Source organism: Kribbella sp. NPDC023855 (assembly GCF_040639475.1).
Lineage (GTDB): Bacteria > Actinomycetota > Actinomycetes > Propionibacteriales > Kribbellaceae > Kribbella.
This window is the reverse complement of sequence record NZ_JBFAAA010000003.1, coordinates 194,205-212,990: the sequence shown is the minus strand read 5'-3', so window position 1 is coordinate 212,990 and position 18,786 is coordinate 194,205. Positions and strand designations below refer to the sequence as shown.

General features: G+C 68.4%; 15 protein-coding genes. 12 read left to right on the top strand and 3 right to left on the bottom strand.

Annotated elements, in window-relative coordinates; all coding sequences use genetic code 11:
* Positions 1–10: 10 nt before the first annotated feature.
* Positions 11–634: a maleylpyruvate isomerase family mycothiol-dependent enzyme gene (locus tag AB0F51_RS11675; protein WP_360277820.1), complete on the bottom strand. Its 624-nt coding sequence runs from the start codon at positions 632–634 to the stop codon at positions 11–13.
* A 65-nt stretch (positions 635–699) separates the two neighbouring features.
* The gene (locus tag AB0F51_RS11670; protein ID WP_360277817.1) at positions 700–1,716 is read right to left on the bottom strand and encodes a LacI family DNA-binding transcriptional regulator; all 1,017 of its coding nucleotides are present in this window, start codon (positions 1,714–1,716) and stop codon (positions 700–702) included.
* 231 nt (positions 1,717–1,947) lie between these two features.
* On the opposite strand from AB0F51_RS11670, the gene AB0F51_RS11665 reads away from it, so the two are divergent.
* The 12 genes from AB0F51_RS11665 to AB0F51_RS11610 all read left to right on the top strand — a co-directional run bounded on the left by AB0F51_RS11665 (position 1,948) and on the right by AB0F51_RS11610 (position 18,224).
* Entirely contained in the window at positions 1,948–3,177 is a 1,230-nt protein-coding gene (locus tag AB0F51_RS11665; protein ID WP_360277814.1) for an ABC transporter substrate-binding protein, read from the top strand.
* Between the two features lie 5 nt (positions 3,178–3,182).
* The gene (locus AB0F51_RS11660) at positions 3,183–4,142 is read left to right on the top strand and encodes a sugar ABC transporter permease (RefSeq protein ID WP_360277811.1); all 960 of its coding nucleotides are present in this window, start codon (positions 3,183–3,185) and stop codon (positions 4,140–4,142) included.
* 11 nt (positions 4,143–4,153) lie between these two features.
* Positions 4,154–4,969, top strand: a complete 816-nt coding sequence (locus tag AB0F51_RS11655) for a carbohydrate ABC transporter permease (RefSeq protein WP_360277808.1) — start codon at positions 4,154–4,156, stop codon at positions 4,967–4,969.
* Between the two features lie 25 nt (positions 4,970–4,994).
* The gene (locus AB0F51_RS11650; RefSeq protein ID WP_360277805.1) at positions 4,995–5,786 is read left to right on the top strand and encodes a ThuA domain-containing protein; all 792 of its coding nucleotides are present in this window, start codon (positions 4,995–4,997) and stop codon (positions 5,784–5,786) included.
* The gene (locus tag AB0F51_RS11645) at positions 5,779–6,882 is read left to right on the top strand and encodes a Gfo/Idh/MocA family oxidoreductase (RefSeq protein WP_360277802.1); all 1,104 of its coding nucleotides are present in this window, start codon (positions 5,779–5,781) and stop codon (positions 6,880–6,882) included. Before AB0F51_RS11650 ends, AB0F51_RS11645 begins: the two co-directional genes overlap by 8 nt.
* 198 nt (positions 6,883–7,080) lie before the next feature.
* Entirely contained in the window at positions 7,081–8,883 is a 1,803-nt protein-coding gene (locus AB0F51_RS11640; RefSeq protein ID WP_360277800.1) for a glycoside hydrolase family 3 protein, read from the top strand.
* Positions 8,884–9,011: 128 nt separating this feature from the next.
* Positions 9,012–11,432 carry a glycoside hydrolase family 3 N-terminal domain-containing protein gene (locus AB0F51_RS11635; protein ID WP_360277797.1) on the top strand — a complete coding sequence of 807 codons (2,421 nt, stop codon included), beginning with the start codon at positions 9,012–9,014 and terminating at the stop codon, positions 11,430–11,432.
* Between the two features lie 10 nt (positions 11,433–11,442).
* A complete protein-coding gene (locus AB0F51_RS11630; RefSeq protein WP_360277795.1) occupies positions 11,443–12,726 on the top strand; it encodes a DUF1343 domain-containing protein in 1,284 nt (427 codons plus the stop codon).
* Positions 12,727–12,761: 35 nt separating this feature from the next.
* Positions 12,762–14,447 carry a serine hydrolase domain-containing protein gene (locus tag AB0F51_RS11625; protein WP_360277792.1) on the top strand — a complete coding sequence of 562 codons (1,686 nt, stop codon included), beginning with the start codon at positions 12,762–12,764 and terminating at the stop codon, positions 14,445–14,447.
* 35 nt (positions 14,448–14,482) lie between these two features.
* Complete coding sequence (locus tag AB0F51_RS11620; protein WP_360277790.1) at positions 14,483–15,385, top strand: MurR/RpiR family transcriptional regulator; 903 nt, start codon at positions 14,483–14,485, stop codon at positions 15,383–15,385.
* Between the two features lie 32 nt (positions 15,386–15,417).
* Positions 15,418–16,311 carry an N-acetylmuramic acid 6-phosphate etherase gene (murQ, locus tag AB0F51_RS11615; protein ID WP_360277787.1) on the top strand — a complete coding sequence of 298 codons (894 nt, stop codon included), beginning with the start codon at positions 15,418–15,420 and terminating at the stop codon, positions 16,309–16,311.
* Between the two features lie 512 nt (positions 16,312–16,823).
* Positions 16,824–18,224, top strand: a complete 1,401-nt coding sequence (locus AB0F51_RS11610) for a class I adenylate-forming enzyme family protein (protein WP_360277784.1) — start codon at positions 16,824–16,826, stop codon at positions 18,222–18,224.
* Here AB0F51_RS11610 and AB0F51_RS11605 read toward each other — a convergent pair.
* The gene (locus AB0F51_RS11605; RefSeq protein WP_360277781.1) at positions 18,155–18,784 is read right to left on the bottom strand and encodes a 4'-phosphopantetheinyl transferase superfamily protein; all 630 of its coding nucleotides are present in this window, start codon (positions 18,782–18,784) and stop codon (positions 18,155–18,157) included. The genes AB0F51_RS11610 and AB0F51_RS11605 overlap by 70 nt on opposite strands.
* Between the last annotated feature and the right edge of the window lie 2 nt (positions 18,785–18,786).

The window sequence follows — 18,786 nt, the reverse complement described above, 5'->3', positions numbered from 1 at the left end:
CGGAGCCTCCTCAGGCGGTGGTGAAACGGGAACTGGGCGCGCCGGAGACGCGACCCGGCGGCAACTTGCGACCGCAAAGAACGAGCAGCAGATCCTGGGCGCTGCCGGACAACTCCTGCTGCCCCGAACCCAGAGACCAGTCGAGGTCATCGGCCCGCAGTACGACGTCCTGCAGGTCGGCGCCGAAGAACCTCACGTTCTTGGGCTTGATCCCGTCCAGCACGAGTTGCAAGCGGTCCAGGGGAACGCGGCGATCGAGGCCCAGGGCGACCGTGATGTCGAGCCCGTGGATGACGTCGTGGGACAAAGCGCCGACCAGCCCGCCGCCCGGCGGCTTCCACGGGTGATGGGCGTTCGCCCGCAGTACGGCGACCAACTCGTCGGCAGTCAGCTTCTCCGCATCCTGACGGGCCGCGCGGTCAGCCATCTTGTGGAAGTCACCGCGGGCCCGCACCATTCCGAGCAGAAATCGAGCGATCGAGTACCGGAACGGCATCGTCAGATGAGCCACCACTTCTCGCACCCGCCAGCCGTTGCACAAGCTCGGCGAATCCCAGTCCTCGTCCGGCAACCCGGCCAGCAGGTCAGCCAAGTCCCGTCGTTCTGCCGCCACGGCCTCCTGCACGTCCGTCATCACAACCCCTTCCTCGAACGGCGCTCTCTGCCCTACCGACGAACGGGTTGCTCCCCACCGGACAGCTACTCCGGCGGTGGAGCGGTGGTTTCGCCGATGTGGAGTCTGGCGGGGATCAGGTGGGGCGGGGGGAGGGGGGCGGCGCCCTCGAGCTGGCGGATCAGGGCTTGCGTGCCGAGCTGGCCGAGCTCGGGCCCTGGGGTTCGCATGAACGTGAGTTCCGGGTTCGAGAGGGCTCCCGTATCAGGGGACATCAGCAACGACAGCACCGAGATCTCGTCCGGGACGCGACGGCCGAGGCGGTTCAGGCCGGACATCACGCCGAGCGCGGAGTACTCGTTCAGTACGACGACAGCCGTCGTCTCCGGGTGGTCGCGCAGCAGCCTGGTCGCGGCGCCCTGGCCGGCGCGGGTCGAGTCGGCGCAGGCCAGTACGACGGTCTCCATGCCGTAGCCGGCCGCGACCCTGCGGTAGGCGGCCTCGGAACGCACATAGGGGCCGTAGGTGCGAAAGCGCGGGTCGGCCAGATCGCCCGAGATCAGGGCGAGGCGGCGATGCCCGAGGCCGTGCAGATAGCCGATCGCGTCCTCGACAGTGGTGTCGAAGTCGATGTCGACGTGGGACAGGCCTTCCAGCGTGGTGGTCCGGCCGATCAGCGCGAACGGTGTCCCGGTCTGTTGCAGCACCTCGATCCGGGGATCGTCCAGCTGGACCTCCATCAGCACGACCCCGTCGACCAGTGACTGCCCGACCAGCTCGGTCAGCTCGCCCCCGTCGTTCCCGACCGGCCACAGCACCAGGTGGTAGTCCTGCTTGCGGGCCGCGTCGGCCGCGCTGGTGAAGAACTCCGCCGCCGAGAACCCGAACCGGTGGTCCAGGGCCGGGTAGGCCATCGCGATGATCCGGGTACGACGGCTGGCCAGCGCCCGGGCGACCACGTTGCGGCGGAAGCCGAGCTCGGTCATCGCCTGCTCGATCCGCTGCCGGGTCGCCGGCGTCACCGGTTTGGTGTCGTTGAGCACGAAGGAGACGGTGGCGATGGACACCCCCGCACGCTTCGCCACGTCCCGCATGGTCACCATCGGCCGTCCTCCACCCCACTTCCGTTGTCCGGTCCCACCCTGCCAGCTGGACGGGCGCGAACCCTTGACAGCCGTGTGACGTAGGGAACATAGTCCCTGACTACGCGGCTAGTTAACCGCTTTGCCGCCGGTCCCACAACAGCCCGGAGAAGTTTTCCCCGATCCGTGGTTAAGCGCTTGACCAGCGTGGCCATCGGTTCTCTCACCGGCCCACCGAAGGAGTGCAATGTCATGATCACGCAGCGGATCACCGCGGCTCTGGCGGGTGCGACGGCCCTGTCGCTCGTCCTCGCCGGCTGCGGCGACAGCGGCGACAGCCCGTCGTCCTCGTCCACCGGCAGTGTCAGCAGCCTGACGATCCTGGACTACTACAACAACGACCCGGACAAGGCGCTGGTGCAGAAGGGGCTCGACGCCTGCGCCACCCAGCTGGGCATCACCATCCAGCGCGAGCCGGTGCCTGGTGACACCCTGATCGCGAAGGTGCTCCAGCAGGCCTCGTCGAAGACGCTGCCCGACGTGCTGATGCTGGACAACCCCGACGTCCAGCAGATCGCCGCCACCGGTGCGCTGGCGCCTCTGAACGATATGGGTCTGAGCGGGGACGGCGTCATCCAGGGCATGAACGACGCCACGTCGTACCAGGGCAAGCTCTACGGGCTGGCGCCGGTGACGAACACGATCGCGTTGTTCTACAACACGCAGATGCTGCAGGAGGCCGGCGTCCAGCCGCCGAAGACCTGGGAAGAGCTGAAGGCCGCGGCCAAGAAGCTCACCAAGCCCGGCCGGTACGGCATCGCGTTCAACGCCAACGCGACGTACGAAGGCTCCTGGCAGTTCCTGCCGGCGATGTGGACCAACGGGGGCGACGAGACGGATCTGAAGAGCCCGCAGGTCGCGGAAGCGCTGCAGTTGTGGGTGGATCTGGTGCAGTCGGGCTCGGCGTCGAAGAGCGTGATCAACTGGACCCAGGGCGACGCGAAGGACCAGTTCGCGGCGGGCAAGGCCGCGATGATGGTGAACGGTCCGTGGCAGATCCCGGCGCTGGCGAAGGTGCCGAACATCAAGTGGGACGTGGTCACCTTCCCGCTGAACAAGCCGGACCAGACGCCGGTCGCACCGCTGGGTGGTGAGGCCTGGACGGTCCCGCTGAACAAGGACCAGGCCAAGCAGCAGAAGGCCGCCGACTTCGTGAAGTGCCTGAACTCGGACGAGAACGAGCTGGCTCTGGCCAAGGCCCGGTTCACCGTGCCGACCAAGACCGCGCTGCTCGACCAGTACGTCCAGGAAGTGCCCTCGATGAAGGCGTTCACCGAGCAGGTCAAGACCGCCCGCGCGCGCACCGGCAAGCTCGGCGAGAAGTGGCCCGAGGCCGCCAAGGTGATCTACCAGGCGATCGCGCTGGCGCTGACCGGGAAAGCCTCCGCGCAGGACGCCTTCAAGCAGGCTTCCGGCGGCTGATCGCGATGGCGCAGGCGACTTTGACTCGTAAGGACGCCGCGGCGTCCGGCCCCGAGCCTGTCCGCAGGCCTCGGGGGCGGCGCCACCGCGGCGAGGATCTGACCAAGATCCTGTTCGTGGCACCGGCCGCGCTGGCGATGCTGGCGCTGTTCGGGTACCCGGTGGTGAAGAACCTGATGATGAGTCTGCAGGACTACGGCCTGCGGACCTTCTTCACCGGGCAGGCGCCCTGGGTCGGACTGCGCAACTACTCGGCGGTGGTCAAGGACCAGTTGTTCTCGCAGGCGATGGTGAACACGGCGCTGTTCACCATCGGCTCGATCGCCTTCCAGTTCACCGTCGGACTCGCGCTGGCGCTGTTCTTCCGCCGCCGGTTCCCGCTCGGCGGTCTGCTGCGGTCGCTGCTCCTGCTGCCCTGGCTGCTGCCGCTGATCGTGTCCAGCGCGACCTGGCGCTCGATCCTCGAGCAGGACAGCGGGATCCTGAACCGCAGCCTGACCTGGCTCGGCGTCATCGACGATCCGGTGCCGTGGCTCAACTCGCCGTCGGTCGCGCTGATCGCGGTGATCGGGGTGAACATCTGGATCGGCATCCCGTTCAACGTCACCCTGCTGTACTCCGGTCTGAGCGAGATCCCGGACGAGCTGTACGAGGCCGGCCAGCTCGACGGCGCGACCGGCTGGCAGGCGTTCCGCTTCATCACCTGGCCGAACCTGCGCGCCGTGGCCAGCGTGCTGCTGGTACTCGGTGTGGTCTACACGATCAAGGTGCTGGACATCATCCTCGGGCTGACCGGTGGCGGCCCGGCCAACGCGACCCAGACGCTGGCCACCCAGTCGTACGAGCGGTCGTTCATCGACTTCAAGTTCGGTGAGGGCGCGGCGCTGAGCAACATCCTGATCGCGATCTCGCTGGCCTTCGCGGTCCTCTACCTGCGCGCCACCCGGCGCGCCGTCGACGAATAGGAGGTACGACGATGTCCGACTCCGCTGTTCGTCGCGGGATCTACACCGTGATCGGCGTACTGGTCCTGTGCGTGATGCTGTTCCCGGTCTACTGGATGGTCAACGCGTCGCTGCAACCGTCCGGGAACACCCTGACCGCCGGGCTGCTGCCGCTGGATCCGAGCTTCGCCGGCTACCGGCGGGCCCTCAGTGAGCAGGGCGAGAACCTGCTCACCAGCGTGATCATCGCGGGCGGCACGGTGGTGCTCTGCCTCGCGGTCTCCGCGCCCTGTGCGTACGCGCTGTCGCAGTTCCGCTCCCGCTGGGTGGGAATCGGGCTGCTGGCGATCCTCGTCTCGCAGATGATTCCGGGGATCGTGATCGCCAACGCGCTCTACACGGCGTACGAGCGGCTCGGCCTGCTGAACTCGATTCCCGGCCTGATCGTGGCCAACTGCAGCAGCGGGATCCCGTTCGCGATCCTGATCCTGCGGTCGTTCATGTTGTCGCTGCCGCCGTCGCTGGTGGAGGCCGCGCGGGTGGACGGCGCCGGGCTGTTCCGGGCGTTCGTCGCGATCGTGCTGCCGATCAGCAAGAACTCCCTCATCACCGCCGGACTGTTCACCTTCCTCTTCGCCTGGAGTGACTTCCTCTTCGCCCTCACGCTCACCACCAAAGGTGACGTGCGGCCCGTCACGCTGGGGATCTACCAGTACCTCGGCACCCAGGTGCAGAACTGGAACGCGGTGATGGCCACCGCGGTCCTCTCGGCGATCCCGGCCATCGTGCTGCTGGTCGCCGCCCAGAAGTACATCGCCGCCGGCGCCATCGGTGGCGCCGTCAAATGACCCTCGACAACCAAGGACGAAACTGATGACGATTCGGGTACTCGTATGGGGCGAGAACCGGCACGAGCAGGTCGAGCCGCACGTCGCCGAGATCTACCCCGACGGCATGCACACGACGATTGCCGAGGGCATCGCCGAGAACCTCGGCGACACCGTCGAGGTCGGTACGACGACCCTCGACGAACCCGAGCACGGCCTGACCGAGGAGGTGCTGGCCAACACCGACGTACTGGTCTGGTGGGGGCATGCCGCGCACGGTGAGGTCGAGGACAAAGTGGTCGACCGCGTGTACCAGCACGTGCTGTCGGGGATGGGCCTGCTGGTCCTGCACTCGGGCCACTGGTCGAAGATCTTCGGCAAGCTGATGGGCACCACCTGCACGCTGCGCTGGCGCAGTGAGCAGGATCGGGAGCTGGTCTGGACGGTGAACCCGACGCACCCGATCGCGCGCGGCATCCCGCACCCGATCGTCATCGAGCAGCAGGAGATGTACGGCGAGTTCTTCGACATCCCGGTGCCGGACGAGCTGGTCTTCGTCTCCACCTTCAGCGGCGGCGAGGTGTTCCGGTCCGGCTGCACGTTCCGGCGCGGCCACGGCAAGATCTTCTTCTTCTCGCCCGGCGACCAGGACTACCCGGTGTACCACCACAAGGATGTCCGCAAGGTGATCGCCAACGGGGTGGAGTGGGCCAAGACCGACCTGCCGGAGCGAGCCCTGCCGACCTTGCTGCGGTACGAGACCGGTGACTTCTTCAACGGCCACGGGTACGCCGGTCCGATCGAGGCTGAGTCCGATGAAGAGCGTGCCGATGCCTGAACCCCTGCGGCTTGTCCAGGTCGGCGCCGGAGGGATGGGCCGGGCCTGGCTCCGCACCATCAAGGAGAACCCGGACGTCGTACTGGCCGGGCTGGTCGACCTCGACGTTCCGCTGGCGCGTGTGGCGGCCGACGAGCACGGGTACGCCGAAGTACCGGTGGCGGCGTCGCTGGACGAGTTGGCCGAGCGGACCGGTGTTGAGGCGGTGATCGACGTGACGGTCCCGCTCGCGCATCCCGTGGTCAGCGTGGACGCGTTGCTGCGTGGGTTGCCGGTGCTGTGCGAGAAGCCGCTGGCCGAGACGGTCCGCGAATGCCTGACGATGGTCGCGGCCGCGGAGGCCGGCGGTCAGTTGCTGATGGTTTCGCAGTCCCGCCGGTACTTCCGGACGGGTGAGGCCTTCGGGCGGCAGCTGGCCGAGCTGGGCGCGGTCGGCTCGTTGTCGTGCGAGTTCTTCAAGGCGCCGCGGTTCGGCGGCTTCCGGGAGCGGATGGCCGAACCGCTGCTGGTCGACATGGCGATCCACCAGTTCGACCTCGCCCGCAAGCTGATCGGTACCGAGCCGCTGTCGGTGTACTGCGACTCCTACAACCCGGACTGGAGCTGGTTCGACGGGCACGCGGCCGCGGACGCGGTCTTCACCTTCGACGGCGGAGCACGCTTCGTCTTCACCGGAAGCTGGTGCGCGCCCGGTCTGGAAACCTCGTGGAACGGCCGCTGGCGAGCAAGTTCGGCCAGCGGTACGGCGATGTGGGACGGCGACTCGGCCCCCACCGCGGAACTCGCTTCCGGCGAACCAGTACCGGCGAAGGTCGGCGACGAACCAGAAGAAATCGCCGGCTCCCTGGCCGAATTCGTCCACGCCCTGCGCACCGACAGCAAACCCCAGACGGAGGTCCACGCCAACGTCCTTAGCGTCGCCATGGTCGAAGCTGCAGTCCGCTCCTCAGCCTCCGGCACCCCGATCCGCATCGCCGACGTCCTCACCACCGCCCACACCGAAGCCCTGGAAACCACCCCACCCGGCCCGGTCCTCGACAAACTCCGCTCCTGGCCCTCGATCCACCAGGTCGTAGGCCTCCCCGAAAAGCACTGACGATCGCACCGACGCCCGGCAGCAGAGCGCTGCCGGGCGTTGGTGCGTAGTACAAGCGATTGAACGGGGTGGTTGGTTGTGGGTGGGGGTGGCCGAGTGTTGGATGAGGTGTGGGTTTGCCCTTGACCCCGTCTCTGTCCGTGGGTAACTTTCGGCTGCGGGGGCACGGTTGTAATTCAATTACCTGAGGGGTCGGTCATGTCCGCCTTGCGCCGTTTTGCCGTTGCCAGCCTCGGTCTCGCGACCATCGCCTCGCTTGCGCCGGCTGCTGCTGTCAGTGCTCCACCGCCCGAGACTCCGCCGGCGTTCGCCACCGAACAGCAGGCCGCCATGGCGCTGCACCGGATGACGCTGGAAGAGAAGATCGGGCAGATGTTCGTGCTGTTCGGCTACGGGCCGGACGCGCACAAGCCGGACGCCCGCAACACCACCCTGTACGGCGTCGCGACGCCCGCCGAGGTGATCGCGAAGTACAAGCCGGGTGGCTGGATCTACTTCAGCGCGCGGGGCAACGTGGAGAACCCGACCCAGCTCGCGACGTACTCCAACCAGCTCCAGCAGGCCGCCCTCAGCACCGGCCGGCGGATTCCGCTGACGATCGCCACCGACCAGGAGCAGGGTGTGGTGGTCCGGATCGGGCCGCCCGCCACCCAGTTCGGCGGCAACATGGCCCACGGCGCCACCCGCGACACCGCGGACGCCCGGACCGCGGCCGGCATCACCGGCCGTGAGCTGAAGGCGATGGGCATCCGCCAGGACTACGCCCCGGTCGCCGACGTGAACGTCAACGCGCTCAACCCGGTGATCGGTGTCCGCTCGTTCTCCAGCGACCCGCAGCTGGTCGCGGACATGACGGTCGCGCAGGTCAAGGGGTACCAGCGGGACGCCGGCATCATGGCGACCGCGAAGCACTTCCCCGGCCACGGTGACACCCGCGACGACAGCCACACCGCGCTGCCGACGATCAACCACACCCTGCAGGAGTGGAACACGATCGACGCGCCGCCGTTCAAGGCCGCGATCAAGGCGGGGATCGACTCGATCATGACCGCGCACATCGTGGTCCCGTCGCTCGACCCGTCCGGTGACCCGGCCACGCTGAGCAAGCCGATCCTGACCGGCGTCCTGCGCAACCAGCTCGGCTTCAAGGGCCTGATCATCACCGACGCGCTCGAGATGGCCGCAGTACGGTCCAAGTACGGCGACGCCGAGGTGGCGGTCCGCGCGATCGAGGCCGGCGCCGACCAGTTGCTGCTGCCGCCCGCGCCGGACGTCCAGTTCAAGGCGGTCGTCGACGCGGTGAAGTCGGGCCGGATCAGTGAGCGTCAGGTCAACGAGAGCGTGATGCGCATCCTGTTGCTGAAGCTCAAGAACGGCGTCCTCTTCCACCCGTACGTCGACCCGGCCCAGGTCGCCACCACGGTCGGTACGCCGGCCAGCCTGGCCACCGCGCAGACGATCGTCGACAAGTCGATCACCCTGGTCAAGAACAACAACCAGACCCTTCCGCTCGCCGCCACGCCGCGGAAGGTGCTCGTCACCGGCTGGGGCGTCGCCACGACCGCCTCGCTGGGCGCCAGTCTCACCAAGCGCGGTGCCACCACGACGGTCGCGCAGACCGGTGCGGCGCCGACGGACGCGGCGATCGCCGATGCCGTCGCCAAGGCACAGCTCAACGACGTCACGGTGGTCCTGACCCAGAAGGCCTGGGACACCACGGTCACCGACAAGCTGGGCAAGCAGCAGAAGCTGGTCAAGGACCTGCTCGCCACCGGCAAGACCGTGATCGTGGTAGCCGTCCGCGACCCGTACGACATCGCGTACTTCGACCAGGCGCCGACGTACCTGGCCACCTACGGCTACCAGGGCGTCTCGATGGAGTCGCTGGCCAAGGTCCTGTACGGCGAGATCGCACCGGCCGGCAAGCTCCCGGTCGACATCCCGGTGGCGGGGCAGCCCGCCACGCCGCTCTACCAGTTCGGTCACGGACTGACCTGGTGACTCCGATGGAGTTCTCCCGCAGACAAACCCTTGGTCTCGCCGCCGCGGCTGTAGCAGGCGCTACGGTCGCAGCGGCAGGCCCCGCGCAAGCGACCGCCAGCCGATGGGTTCGCGACACCCTGCGCCGGATGACGCTGGAGCAGAAGGTCGGCCAGCTGTTCGTCTGCTACGCCTACGGCGCCACCGCGGACACGGCCGACGCTCGCAACACGGCCCTGTACGGCGTGGCGACTCCGGCCGAGGTGGTGCGCAAGTACCACCTCGGGGGCGTCATCTACTTCGCCTGGACCGACTCGGTGAAGGAACCCGTCCAGATCGCCCGGCTCTCCAACGGTCTGCAGGCAGCAGCCCTGGAGAACAAGGGCGTTCCGCTGCAGATCAGTACCGACCAGGAGCACGGTGTCGTGTTCCGGGTCGGTCCGCCCGCTACCCAGTTCCCCGGTGCGATGGCGCTCGGTTCCACCAGGTCGCCCGCCTTCGCCCGGGCCGCTGGTGGCATCGGCGGCCGCGAACTCAAGGCCGTCGGTGTCACCACCGACTTCGCGCCGGTCGCCGACGTCAACGTGAACCCGCTCAACCCGGTGATCGGGGTCCGCTCGTTCTCCAGCGACCCGCGGCTGGTGGCCGAGCTGACCGCGGCCCAGGTCAAGGGCTACCAGCGCGACGGCGGCATCGTCGCGACCGCCAAGCACTTCCCGGGTCACGGTGACACCGCGACCGACAGCCACACCGGCATCCCGGTGATCAACCACACCCGCGAGCAGTGGGACACGATCGACCGGCCACCGTTCGAGGCGGCGATCAGGGCCGGGATCGACTCGATCATGACCGCGCACATCGTCGTACCGGCGCTGGATCCGTCCGGTGATCCGGCCACCCTGAGCCGGCCGATCCTGACCGGCATCCTGCGCGAGCAGCTCGGGTTCGACGGCGTGGTCATCACCGACTCCCTCGGCATGAAGGGTGTCCGCGACAAGTACGGCGATGCCGAGATCCCGCTCCGGGCACTCGAGGCCGGCGTCGACCAGCTGCTCATGCCGGTCCAGCCCGATCTGGCCTACAACTCCGTCCTGCAAGCGGTCCGCAGCGGCAGGATCAGCGAGCAGCGGATCGACCAGAGCGTCGAGCGCATCCTCGAGCTCAAACTCAAGACCGGAGTCGTCGACCGCCCGTACGTCGATGTCGCCCGCGTCCCCAAAGTCGTCGGTACGCCGGCCAACTACGCGGCGGCGCAAAACATCGCCGACCACACCACGACGCTGCTCAGGAACGACGCCGGTCTGCTCCCGCTCTCGCCGGCACCCCGCAAGGTGCTCGTCACGGGCTACACTCCGGCCGTCCTTGCGGCCGCACTCCACAAGCGCGGCGCGATCGCCACCGTCAAGGACACCGGCGCGACGCCCACGGACGCCAAGATCGACGACGCCCTCGCCGCTGCCCAGCAGGCCGACCTGACGATCGTCTTGACGATGAAGGCCTGGGACACCGAAGTCACCGACAAACAAGGCAAACAGCGCAAGCTCGTCAACGGACTGCTCGCGACCGGCCGCCCGGTCATCGTCGTCGCCGTCCGCGACCCGTACGACGTCGCCCACTTCCCGGCCGCCGCGACCACGGTGGCGACGTACTCGTACGCCGCTGTCTCGCTCGAGGCCCTGGCCAAGGTCCTGTACGGCGAGATCGCGCCGACCGGCAAGCTCCCCGTCGACATCCCCAGCGCGGCCGATCCCACAAAGGTGCTGTACCCCTTCGGCCACGGACTATCTTTGGCGAGGGACACCCGCCTGACGGTCGCGTCGTACAACATCCATGCGGGCGCGGGGGAGGACAACGCCTTCGACCTCGAGCGCACCGCCCAGGCGATCAAAGCGCTCGACGCGGACATCGTCGGTCTCCAGGAAGTGGACGTGAACTGGGGAGCCCGCAGCCAGTGGCGGGACACCATCGCGGAGCTGGCGGAGAAGCTCGGCATGGACCACGGCTTCGCCCCGATCTACGACCTCGACCCACCGGCCGCCGGCCAGCCGCGCCGGCAGTACGGCGTGGGTGTGCTGTCCCGTTTCCCCTTGCAGCGCACGGAGAACCACGACATCACCCGGCTCTCCACCCAGGACCCGAATCCGGTGCCCGCCCCGGCGCCCGGGTTCCTCGAGGCCGAGGTGGACGTGCGTGGCCGCCGTATCCATGTCTACGTGACCCACCTCGACTACCGCGCCGATCCCGCGGTCCGGCTCGCGCAGGTCGAGGACACCGTGAAGATCCTGGCCCAGGATCGCAAGGATCTGCAACTGCTGCTCGGCGACTTCAACGCCGAGCACGACGCGCCCGAGCTCGCGAAGCTCTGGCGGAAGCTCGACGACGGCTGGCTGACCGCCGCGGTCACCACCGGCGGCCCTTCGACGTACCCGGCGGTCGCTCCGGTGAAGCGGATCGACTACGTCGCCGTCGGGCGTGGCTTCCGCGTTGCCAGGGCTTCCGTCCCAGCGCCTGGCTCCTCGGTGGCCAGCGACCACCGCCCGATCGTCACCGACCTGTACTTCAAGCCCTGAGGGAGAACCGATGAAGCGCCGCAGTCTGCTGGCCGGTGCGGGTGCACTCGCCGCCGCACCGCTGATCGATGTCCAAGCGGCCGCGGCCGCCGAGCCTGCCAAGCACAAGGGAGTCAGGACCGGCGCCCAGGTGCTGGCCGATGACGACTTCACGGCCCTGGCCGGCCAGAAGGTCGGGGTGTTCAGCAACCCGACCGGCATCCTCGACGACCTGAGCCACGTCGTCGACACCATGCACGCGTCCGGCAAGGTGAACGTGGTCGCGGTGTTCGGTCCCGAGCACGGCTTCCGCGGCAGCGCGCAGGCCGGCGGTTCCGAGAACGACCACGTCGACCCGCGGACCGGGATCATGGTCTACGACGCGTACGGCGCGAACGCGGCCAAGCTCGCCACGCTCTACCAGAAGTCCGGGGTGGAGACCGTCGTCTTCGACATCCAGGACGTCGGGGCGCGCTTCTACACCTACATCTGGTCGATGTACGAGGCGATGGTGGCCGCCGCCAACACCGGCAAGAAGTTCGTCGTGCTGGACCGGCCGAACCCGGTCGGCGGCTACGCCCGCGGCCCGATGCTCAAGCCCGGCTACACCTCCGGCGTGGGCAAGGAGGAGATCGTCCAGCAGCACGGGATGACGGTCGGTGAGCTGGCCCGGATGTTCAACGCGGAGTACCTCGCGCTGGACACCGGTGGCCCGGTGGTCCAGGACCTCCAGGTGATCAAGGTGAAGGGCTGGAAGCGGGACCAGTTGTTCGCCGAGACAGGCCTGCCCTGGGTGATGCCGAGCCCGAACATGCCGACACCGGACACCGCCCTGCTCTACCCGGGCACCTGCCTGTTCGAGGCGACCAACTTCTCCGAGGGCCGCGGCACGACCCGGCCGTTCGAGCTGATCGGCGCGCCGTACATCGACTATCGCTGGGCCGAGGCGCTGCGGACGAAGAACGTCCCGGGCATCGAGTTCCGCGAGGCGTACTTCACCCCGTTCATCAGCAAGAACGCCAACCTGCTCTGCGGCGGGGTGCAGCTGCACATCACCGACCCGCACCGGGTCGACCCGATCCTGGCGGCGACGCACATGATGATCGAGGCCAAGCGGCTCTACCCGCAGTTCGCCTGGCGGGCCGAGAACCCACCCGGCCGGTGGATCGACCTGCTGACCGGCTCGGACCGGTTCCGGACCATGTTCACCGCGGGCGCCACGGCCGAGGAGATCGTCGCCGCCTGGCAGCCGGAGACCCGGGCCTGGACCGCACGCCGCGCGAAGTACCTGCTGTACAAGGGAGATCACCGGTGAGAAGACTGCTCGTTTTCACGGTAGCCTCTACCCTCGTGCTCACTCTGGCCACCCCTGCGGTTGCTACCAGCAACAAATCCGGACGGTTCGACCGCCCGTACGACGGCTACGCGCCGAAGTCGACGTTGCTGCGCGACGCGACGCCGGCGAAGGCCGGCCTGGATCCCGCGCCGATCGACGCCGCGCTGGCCCAGGTCGACGGCTGGACCCGGCCGAACGGCACCGTCAAACCCCTGTACGCCGGTGCCGTCACGCTGCTCGGCCACAACGGCAAGGTGGTCACCCGCACGGCGACCGGCCAGGCGGTCAAGTACGCCGACGGCAACGGGACCGAGTTGCCGGCCGACCAGCAGATCCCGATGCGGACCGACACGATCTTCGACATGGCCTCGGTCTCGAAGCTGTTCACCTCGGTCGTGGTGATGCAGCAGGTCGAGAAGGGCAAGGTCGGCCTGGACACCCCGATCGCGACGTACGTGCCGGAGTTCGCGGCCAACGGCAAGGAGGCGATCACGGTCCGGCAGGCGCTGACCCACACCACCGGGCTGCCGGCCTGGCTGCCGCTGTGGAGCGCTCAGCCGGACCCGGCCTCCCGGATGCAGATGGCGCTGACGGCCAAGCCGACCAGCCCGGCCGGTACGAAGTACCTCTACAGCGACCTGAACCTGATCGCGCTGGGCGAGGTCGCCGCGCGGGTGTCGGGCAAGTCGCTGGACAAGCTGGTCGCGGACGGGATCACCAAACCGCTGCAGATGCGCGACACCGGCTACAACCCGGACGAGAAGAAGAAGCCGCGGATCGCCGCCACGGAGTACCAGGCGTCCCCGCCGCGCGGGATGGTCTGGGGCTCGGTGCACGACGAGAACGCCTGGTCGCTCGGCGGCGTCGCCGGCCACGCCGGGATCTTCTCGACGGCCGACGACATGGCCGTGCTGGCGCAGGCGTTCCTCAACGGCGGCAGCTACCGCGGGGCGCGGATCCTGAAGACGGACTCCGTCACCGCGATGATCACCAACTTCAACCAGGCCTTCCCGGGCAACGACCACGGGCTCGGGTTCGAGCTGAACCAGCGCTGGTACATGGGTGGTCTGTCCGGTCCCCGCACCGCCGGCCACACCGGCTACACGGGCACCTCGCTGGTGATCGACTTCGACTCGCGCTCGTTCGCGATCCTGCTGACCAACCGGGTCCACCCGAGCCGCAACTGGGGCAGCAACAACCCCGCCCGCAGGGCCGTAGTACAGGGCCTGGCGTTGTCTTTGGGGGTCGGGCCGCGGCACGGCAAGGACGCCTGGTTCTCCGGCACCACGGACGCCAGTACGACGACGCTCGCCGTGAAGGTCGCCGTACCGGCCGGTGGGGCGAAGATGTCGTTCGACCTGTTCGTGGACACCGAGGACTCCGACCTGCTCTACCTGGAGACCTCGGCCGACGGGACGACCTGGACCAAGGTGCCGTTCACCGTGCGGGACCGCGGGACCGTGATCGATGCCGACGGCACCATCAGCGGCTCCGGCGACCGGCACTGGCACCAGGTGACCGCGGAATTGGCTCCGGGTGACCAGACGGTGCGCTGGCGTTACACCTCCGACGCGCTTTACCAGGGCCGTGGTGTCTATGTGGATGGTGTGAAGATCTCATCTCCGGACGGGATGCTGTTCGACGGAGAGCGAACACCCGAGTCATTTACAGCATCTGGTTGGAGACTTTCGCGTCGATGACCCCGCTCGGTGCGTGATCGCCGTACGGTGGCGTCATGACTTCAGTTACCTCTCCAGAACCCACGGGGCCGCTGCTGGTCCGGGTCCGCGCGGTGATGCCCGCGCTGGCCCCGGCCGAGCAGCGGGTGGCGAACGCGGTCCTCGCCGACCCGAGCGGAGTGGCGGCGATGACGATCTCCGAACTGGCCGAGGTGGCATCCACCTCGGAGACCACGGTCATCCGGTTCTGCAAGCAGATCGGCGTCCCCGGCTATCCGCAGCTCCGCCTGCAGCTGGCAGCCCAGTCGGCCACGGAGAACATCCGGCCGGAGGTGGGCGGTGACATCGAGCCGGGGGACTCCCTGGCCGATGTCGTCGGCAAGGTCGCGTTCGCGGACGAGCGGGCGGTCCGCGAGACCGCTCAGCAGCTCGATGTCGAGGCGCTGAGCAAGGTGGTCGCCGCGGTGGCCAAGGCGCCGCGGGTCGACCTCTACGGCACCGCCGCGAGTTCCTTCGTGGCGCTCGACCTGCAGCAGAAGTTGCACCGGATCCGCCGGGTCGCGTTCGCCTGGTCGGACGTGCACGTCGCGCTGACGAGTGCCGCGTTGCTCGGCGAGGGCGATGTCGCGATCGGCATCTCCCACACCGGAACGACGGTCGAGGTCGTCGAGGCGCTCGAGGAGGCCGCCAAGCACGGCGCCACCACGGTCGCCATCACGAACTTCCCGCGGTCACCGCTGGCCCGGACCGCGGATCTTGTCCTCACCACGGCCGCCCGCGAGACAACCTATCGCTCCGGCGCGATGTCGAGCCGGATCGCCCAGCTGATGGTGATCGACTGCCTGTTCATCGGTGTCGCGCAGTCGGTGATGCCGGACGCCCGCAAGGCACTCGAGGAGACCGCGATCGCGGTCCGTGGGCACCGTCTGAAGAGTTCTGTCAATGATCAACAGAATTGAAAATCCTTCAGTAGGAAACTAACATCGTCACTGTGATCACACCCACGGAGCAGCGCAACCCCAGGACGCTCGCGATCGATGCGGTGGGCACCACCGAGATCCTCCGGATGGTCAACGCGGAAGACGCGCGGGTTGCCGGTGCGGTGAGTGCGGTGATCCCTGAGCTGGCACGGGCGGTCGACGCCGCCGTCGAGGCCGTCCGCAACGGCGGGCGGGTGCACTACTTCGGCGCCGGCACCTCCGGCCGCCTGGCGGTGCTCGACGCCGCCGAACTGCTGCCGACCTTCCATGCCCCCGAGGACCTGGTGGTCGCCCACCACGCCGGCGGCATGGAAGCGCTGCTGCGCGCGGTCGAGAACGTGGAGGACTCCGAGGAGGGCGGCGCCGCCGACGCGGCCTCAGTGACCGGCCGGGACATCGTGATCGGCCTGGCGGCCTCGGGCAGCACGCCGTACGTCGCGGGCGCTCTGCGGGCCGCTCGTGCCGTCGGAGCGACCACTGCGCTGGTCACCTCCAACCCGGCGGCACCGCTGGCCCCGCTGGCCGACATCGTGATCGCCGCGGACACCGGGCCGGAGGTCATCGCCGGCTCCACCCGGCTGAAGGCCGGGACCGCGCAGAAGATGATCCTGAACAGCTTCTCCACCACGCTGATGATCAAGCTCGGCCGGACCTGGTCGAACCTGATGGTCGACATGGTCGCGACGAACCAGAAACTCCGCGGCCGGATGCTCCGCATCCTCGGCGAGGCAACAGGCGCCGACGCCGACGCCTGCGCGACGGCACTCGCCGACGCCGACGGCGAGCTCAAGCCGGCCCTCGTGCACCTCCTGACGGGCTCCCCGATCCCCGAGGCCCGCCGCGCCCTGTCCCAGGCAGGCGGCCGCGTAGCCGTCGCCCTGGGCCTGCTCAGCGCCACCGCCTGACACCGGCCGTCGGTCGTTCCGACGGCGTTCTTGCGCGTCGCTCACGCTTGGCGACCGATTCGATGCGCTCGGCAACGAAGCTGCAGCTTGTTGCAGTGCTGCGCCGTACCCATGAGATGGCTGCGTCTGCGACCCTGGCGAACAGTTCCGGAATTCCGGAAAAAATTCTGCGGGTTTGTTCCGGGATGAACTACTAAGCGCTGGCTTGAAATTCGTGCGGGGAACCCTTCGCGTGGGTTCATTTGAACGTGACAGCTAACCGGTGGCAGCCATCCCGCTGGTTTCGGAATGGCTGGGACGTTTGATTTTTGGGCGGCACAAAACGGAGTAGCATCGCTGATTCGCAGCCGAAAGAAAAGCGATCCAGGACACGTCGCCAACGGTGATGGGGTCATCACTTTCGGTCCGTAGCGAGATTCTGTGATCGTGTCGTATCGTCACGTCATCGCCAGGCCTTGGTGGGGGGCTGGTGCTCTGAATCCTTTGTGTTCAAGGCGAACTTCGGAGCTCGGATGACCATGGACGGTACTGTCGTGGTGCCCGGAACCACTAGGGGCGCCCAATGGGTCGATGACGTGTTGCTGGCCGGACCGGCCGGTGACGTCTGTTTCAGACTCCCTACTCCTATTGACCGCGGAATGCTGCGCCGGCTGGTCCGGGAACGGCAGTCCGAATTGGCCGGCTCGGGTTTGCGCCCGGGCGGCGCCGCCGCATTGCGATTGCCGCCGTCAATGGCTTTCGTGACGCATTTGCTGGCGGTCTGGCGGCTCGGTGGGCAGGCGATCCTGCTCGATCACCGGCTGACCGACTACGAGGTCCGCCGGGCGATCGAGCGGCTGGTCCCGCAGGTCGTGGTGTCGGCGGACCGGCCGGTGGTTTCCGGGCTGCGCACGTTCGTCGACGTCGACACCGACGTGGCCAGCTACTCAGGTCACCCCGCAAGCACCTCACATGCCGTCGTCCAGCTCAGTTCGGGGTCGACCGGCCCGTCGAAGGTGATCGGGCGGACCGCGGAGGACCTGGTCGAGGAGGTACTGCGGTACACCCAGATCGAGGGCGTGCCGCTGCGGGGCGAACGCGTGATCCTGCTGCCGTCGATGGTGCACGTGCTCGGACTGGTCGGTGGGCTGATGTACGGCCTGCACGCCGGTGTCGAGCTGGTCCCACCGGCGCGGCTGACCGGTGACGCCATCGTCCAGGCGATCGCGAGCGGCAACAGCCCCGCGACCGTGCTCGGGGTGCCGTTCCACATCGGCCTGCTCGCCTCGGTCCAGGAGCCGCCGCCACTGCCGCAGTTCAAGCGGATGACGACCGGTGGCGAACTGGTGCCGGCGGCAACCTCGGCCGCCTTCGAGGACAAGTTCGGCGTACCGCTCGGCAACATGTACGGGATGACCGAGGTCGGGGTGATCGGGACCGACCTGTTCGGCGCGCACCGGCCCGCGATCCGCCCGGCACCCGGGATCGAGGTGAGAGCTGTCGATGGAGAGCTGCGGATCCGGCGGCCGGAGTCGCCGTACCTGGGGTTGTCGGACCCGAGTCGCTGGGCCGACGGCTGGTTGCGGACCAAGGACGCCGGGGTGGTCGATCCGGAGACCGGCCTGGTGTCGATCAAGGGCCGGCTGGACTCGCAGGTGTCGGTCGGTGGCCTGAAGGTCGACCTGACCGAGGTCGAGTACACGCTGACCACGCTGCGCGGCGTCGAGGCGGCGGTGGTGGTCCACGACGGCTCGATCACCGCCTACGTCCAGCTGCACGAACGCCGCGACGTCACCCGGATCGAGGCCGACCTCGCCCAGCTGCTCGCGTCGTACAAGCGGCCGCGCAGCGTGCGGGTGCTGGATCAGTTGCCCCGGACAACCACCGGGAAACTCGTCCGCGACATCGCGGTACTGCGCAAGGCCGCGCCGTGATGCTCACAGACCTCGACGGACCGGACGCCCGTCGGAACGACAACCGCCAGCACCGTGTCGGCCCGCACCGGGAGATGGACCAGGGTGAGCTGCGGCTCGGCCGGGACCGGTCCGCCGGCGGGCAACGGCAGCTGCCGGCGCAGACCCGCGTTGCGCAGGCCGGTACCGAGGGCCTTGCCCACCGCTTCCTTTCCAGTCCAGAGGTGCAGGAAAGCCTCGAGTTCTTCGGGCTGTCCTGCCATCCAGGCGAGCTCGGCGGGAGTGAACCAGCGGTGGGCCAGGCCGGTGACGTCGCGGGGGTAGCGGTCCTCGAGGTCTACGCCGACTGGGCCCGCCAGGCCGGCGACGACCGCGACGAACCGCCGGCTGTGGCTGATGCTCACCCCGAGCGGGCCGACGTGCGGAGCGCCGGCGGCGTCGTGGCGCAGGACCGGCGGCCGGTCGAGCAGCGTGCCGGCCAGGTCGAGGAGCAGGGCGTGGGCCGCCGCCCGGTGGTCGCGTTCGACGGGTTTCAGCCAGACGTGCACGGGCTCCAGCTCGGGGTCCGGGCGTCGACTCACAG

Bases quoted from the DNA above. Each gene is read 5' to 3' on its own strand.
- AB0F51_RS11675 (WP_360277820.1), bottom strand. From the start codon at position 634: ATGACGGACGTGCAGGAGGCCGTGGCGGCAGAACGACGGGACTTGGCT.
- AB0F51_RS11670 (WP_360277817.1), bottom strand. From the start codon at position 1,716: ATGGTGACCATGCGGGACGTGGCGAAGCGTGCGGGGGTGTCCATCGCC.
- AB0F51_RS11665 (WP_360277814.1), top strand. From the start codon at position 1,948: ATGATCACGCAGCGGATCACCGCGGCTCTGGCGGGTGCGACGGCCCTG.
- AB0F51_RS11660 (WP_360277811.1), top strand. From the start codon at position 3,183: ATGGCGCAGGCGACTTTGACTCGTAAGGACGCCGCGGCGTCCGGCCCC.
- AB0F51_RS11655 (WP_360277808.1), top strand. From the start codon at position 4,154: ATGTCCGACTCCGCTGTTCGTCGCGGGATCTACACCGTGATCGGCGTA.
- AB0F51_RS11650 (WP_360277805.1), top strand. From the start codon at position 4,995: ATGACGATTCGGGTACTCGTATGGGGCGAGAACCGGCACGAGCAGGTC.
- AB0F51_RS11645 (WP_360277802.1), top strand. From the start codon at position 5,779: ATGCCTGAACCCCTGCGGCTTGTCCAGGTCGGCGCCGGAGGGATGGGC.
- AB0F51_RS11640 (WP_360277800.1), top strand. From the start codon at position 7,081: ATGTCCGCCTTGCGCCGTTTTGCCGTTGCCAGCCTCGGTCTCGCGACC.
- AB0F51_RS11635 (WP_360277797.1), top strand. From the start codon at position 9,012: ATGACGCTGGAGCAGAAGGTCGGCCAGCTGTTCGTCTGCTACGCCTAC.
- AB0F51_RS11630 (WP_360277795.1), top strand. From the start codon at position 11,443: ATGAAGCGCCGCAGTCTGCTGGCCGGTGCGGGTGCACTCGCCGCCGCA.
- AB0F51_RS11620 (WP_360277790.1), top strand. From the start codon at position 14,483: ATGACTTCAGTTACCTCTCCAGAACCCACGGGGCCGCTGCTGGTCCGG.
- AB0F51_RS11610 (WP_360277784.1), top strand. From the start codon at position 16,824: ATGACCATGGACGGTACTGTCGTGGTGCCCGGAACCACTAGGGGCGCC.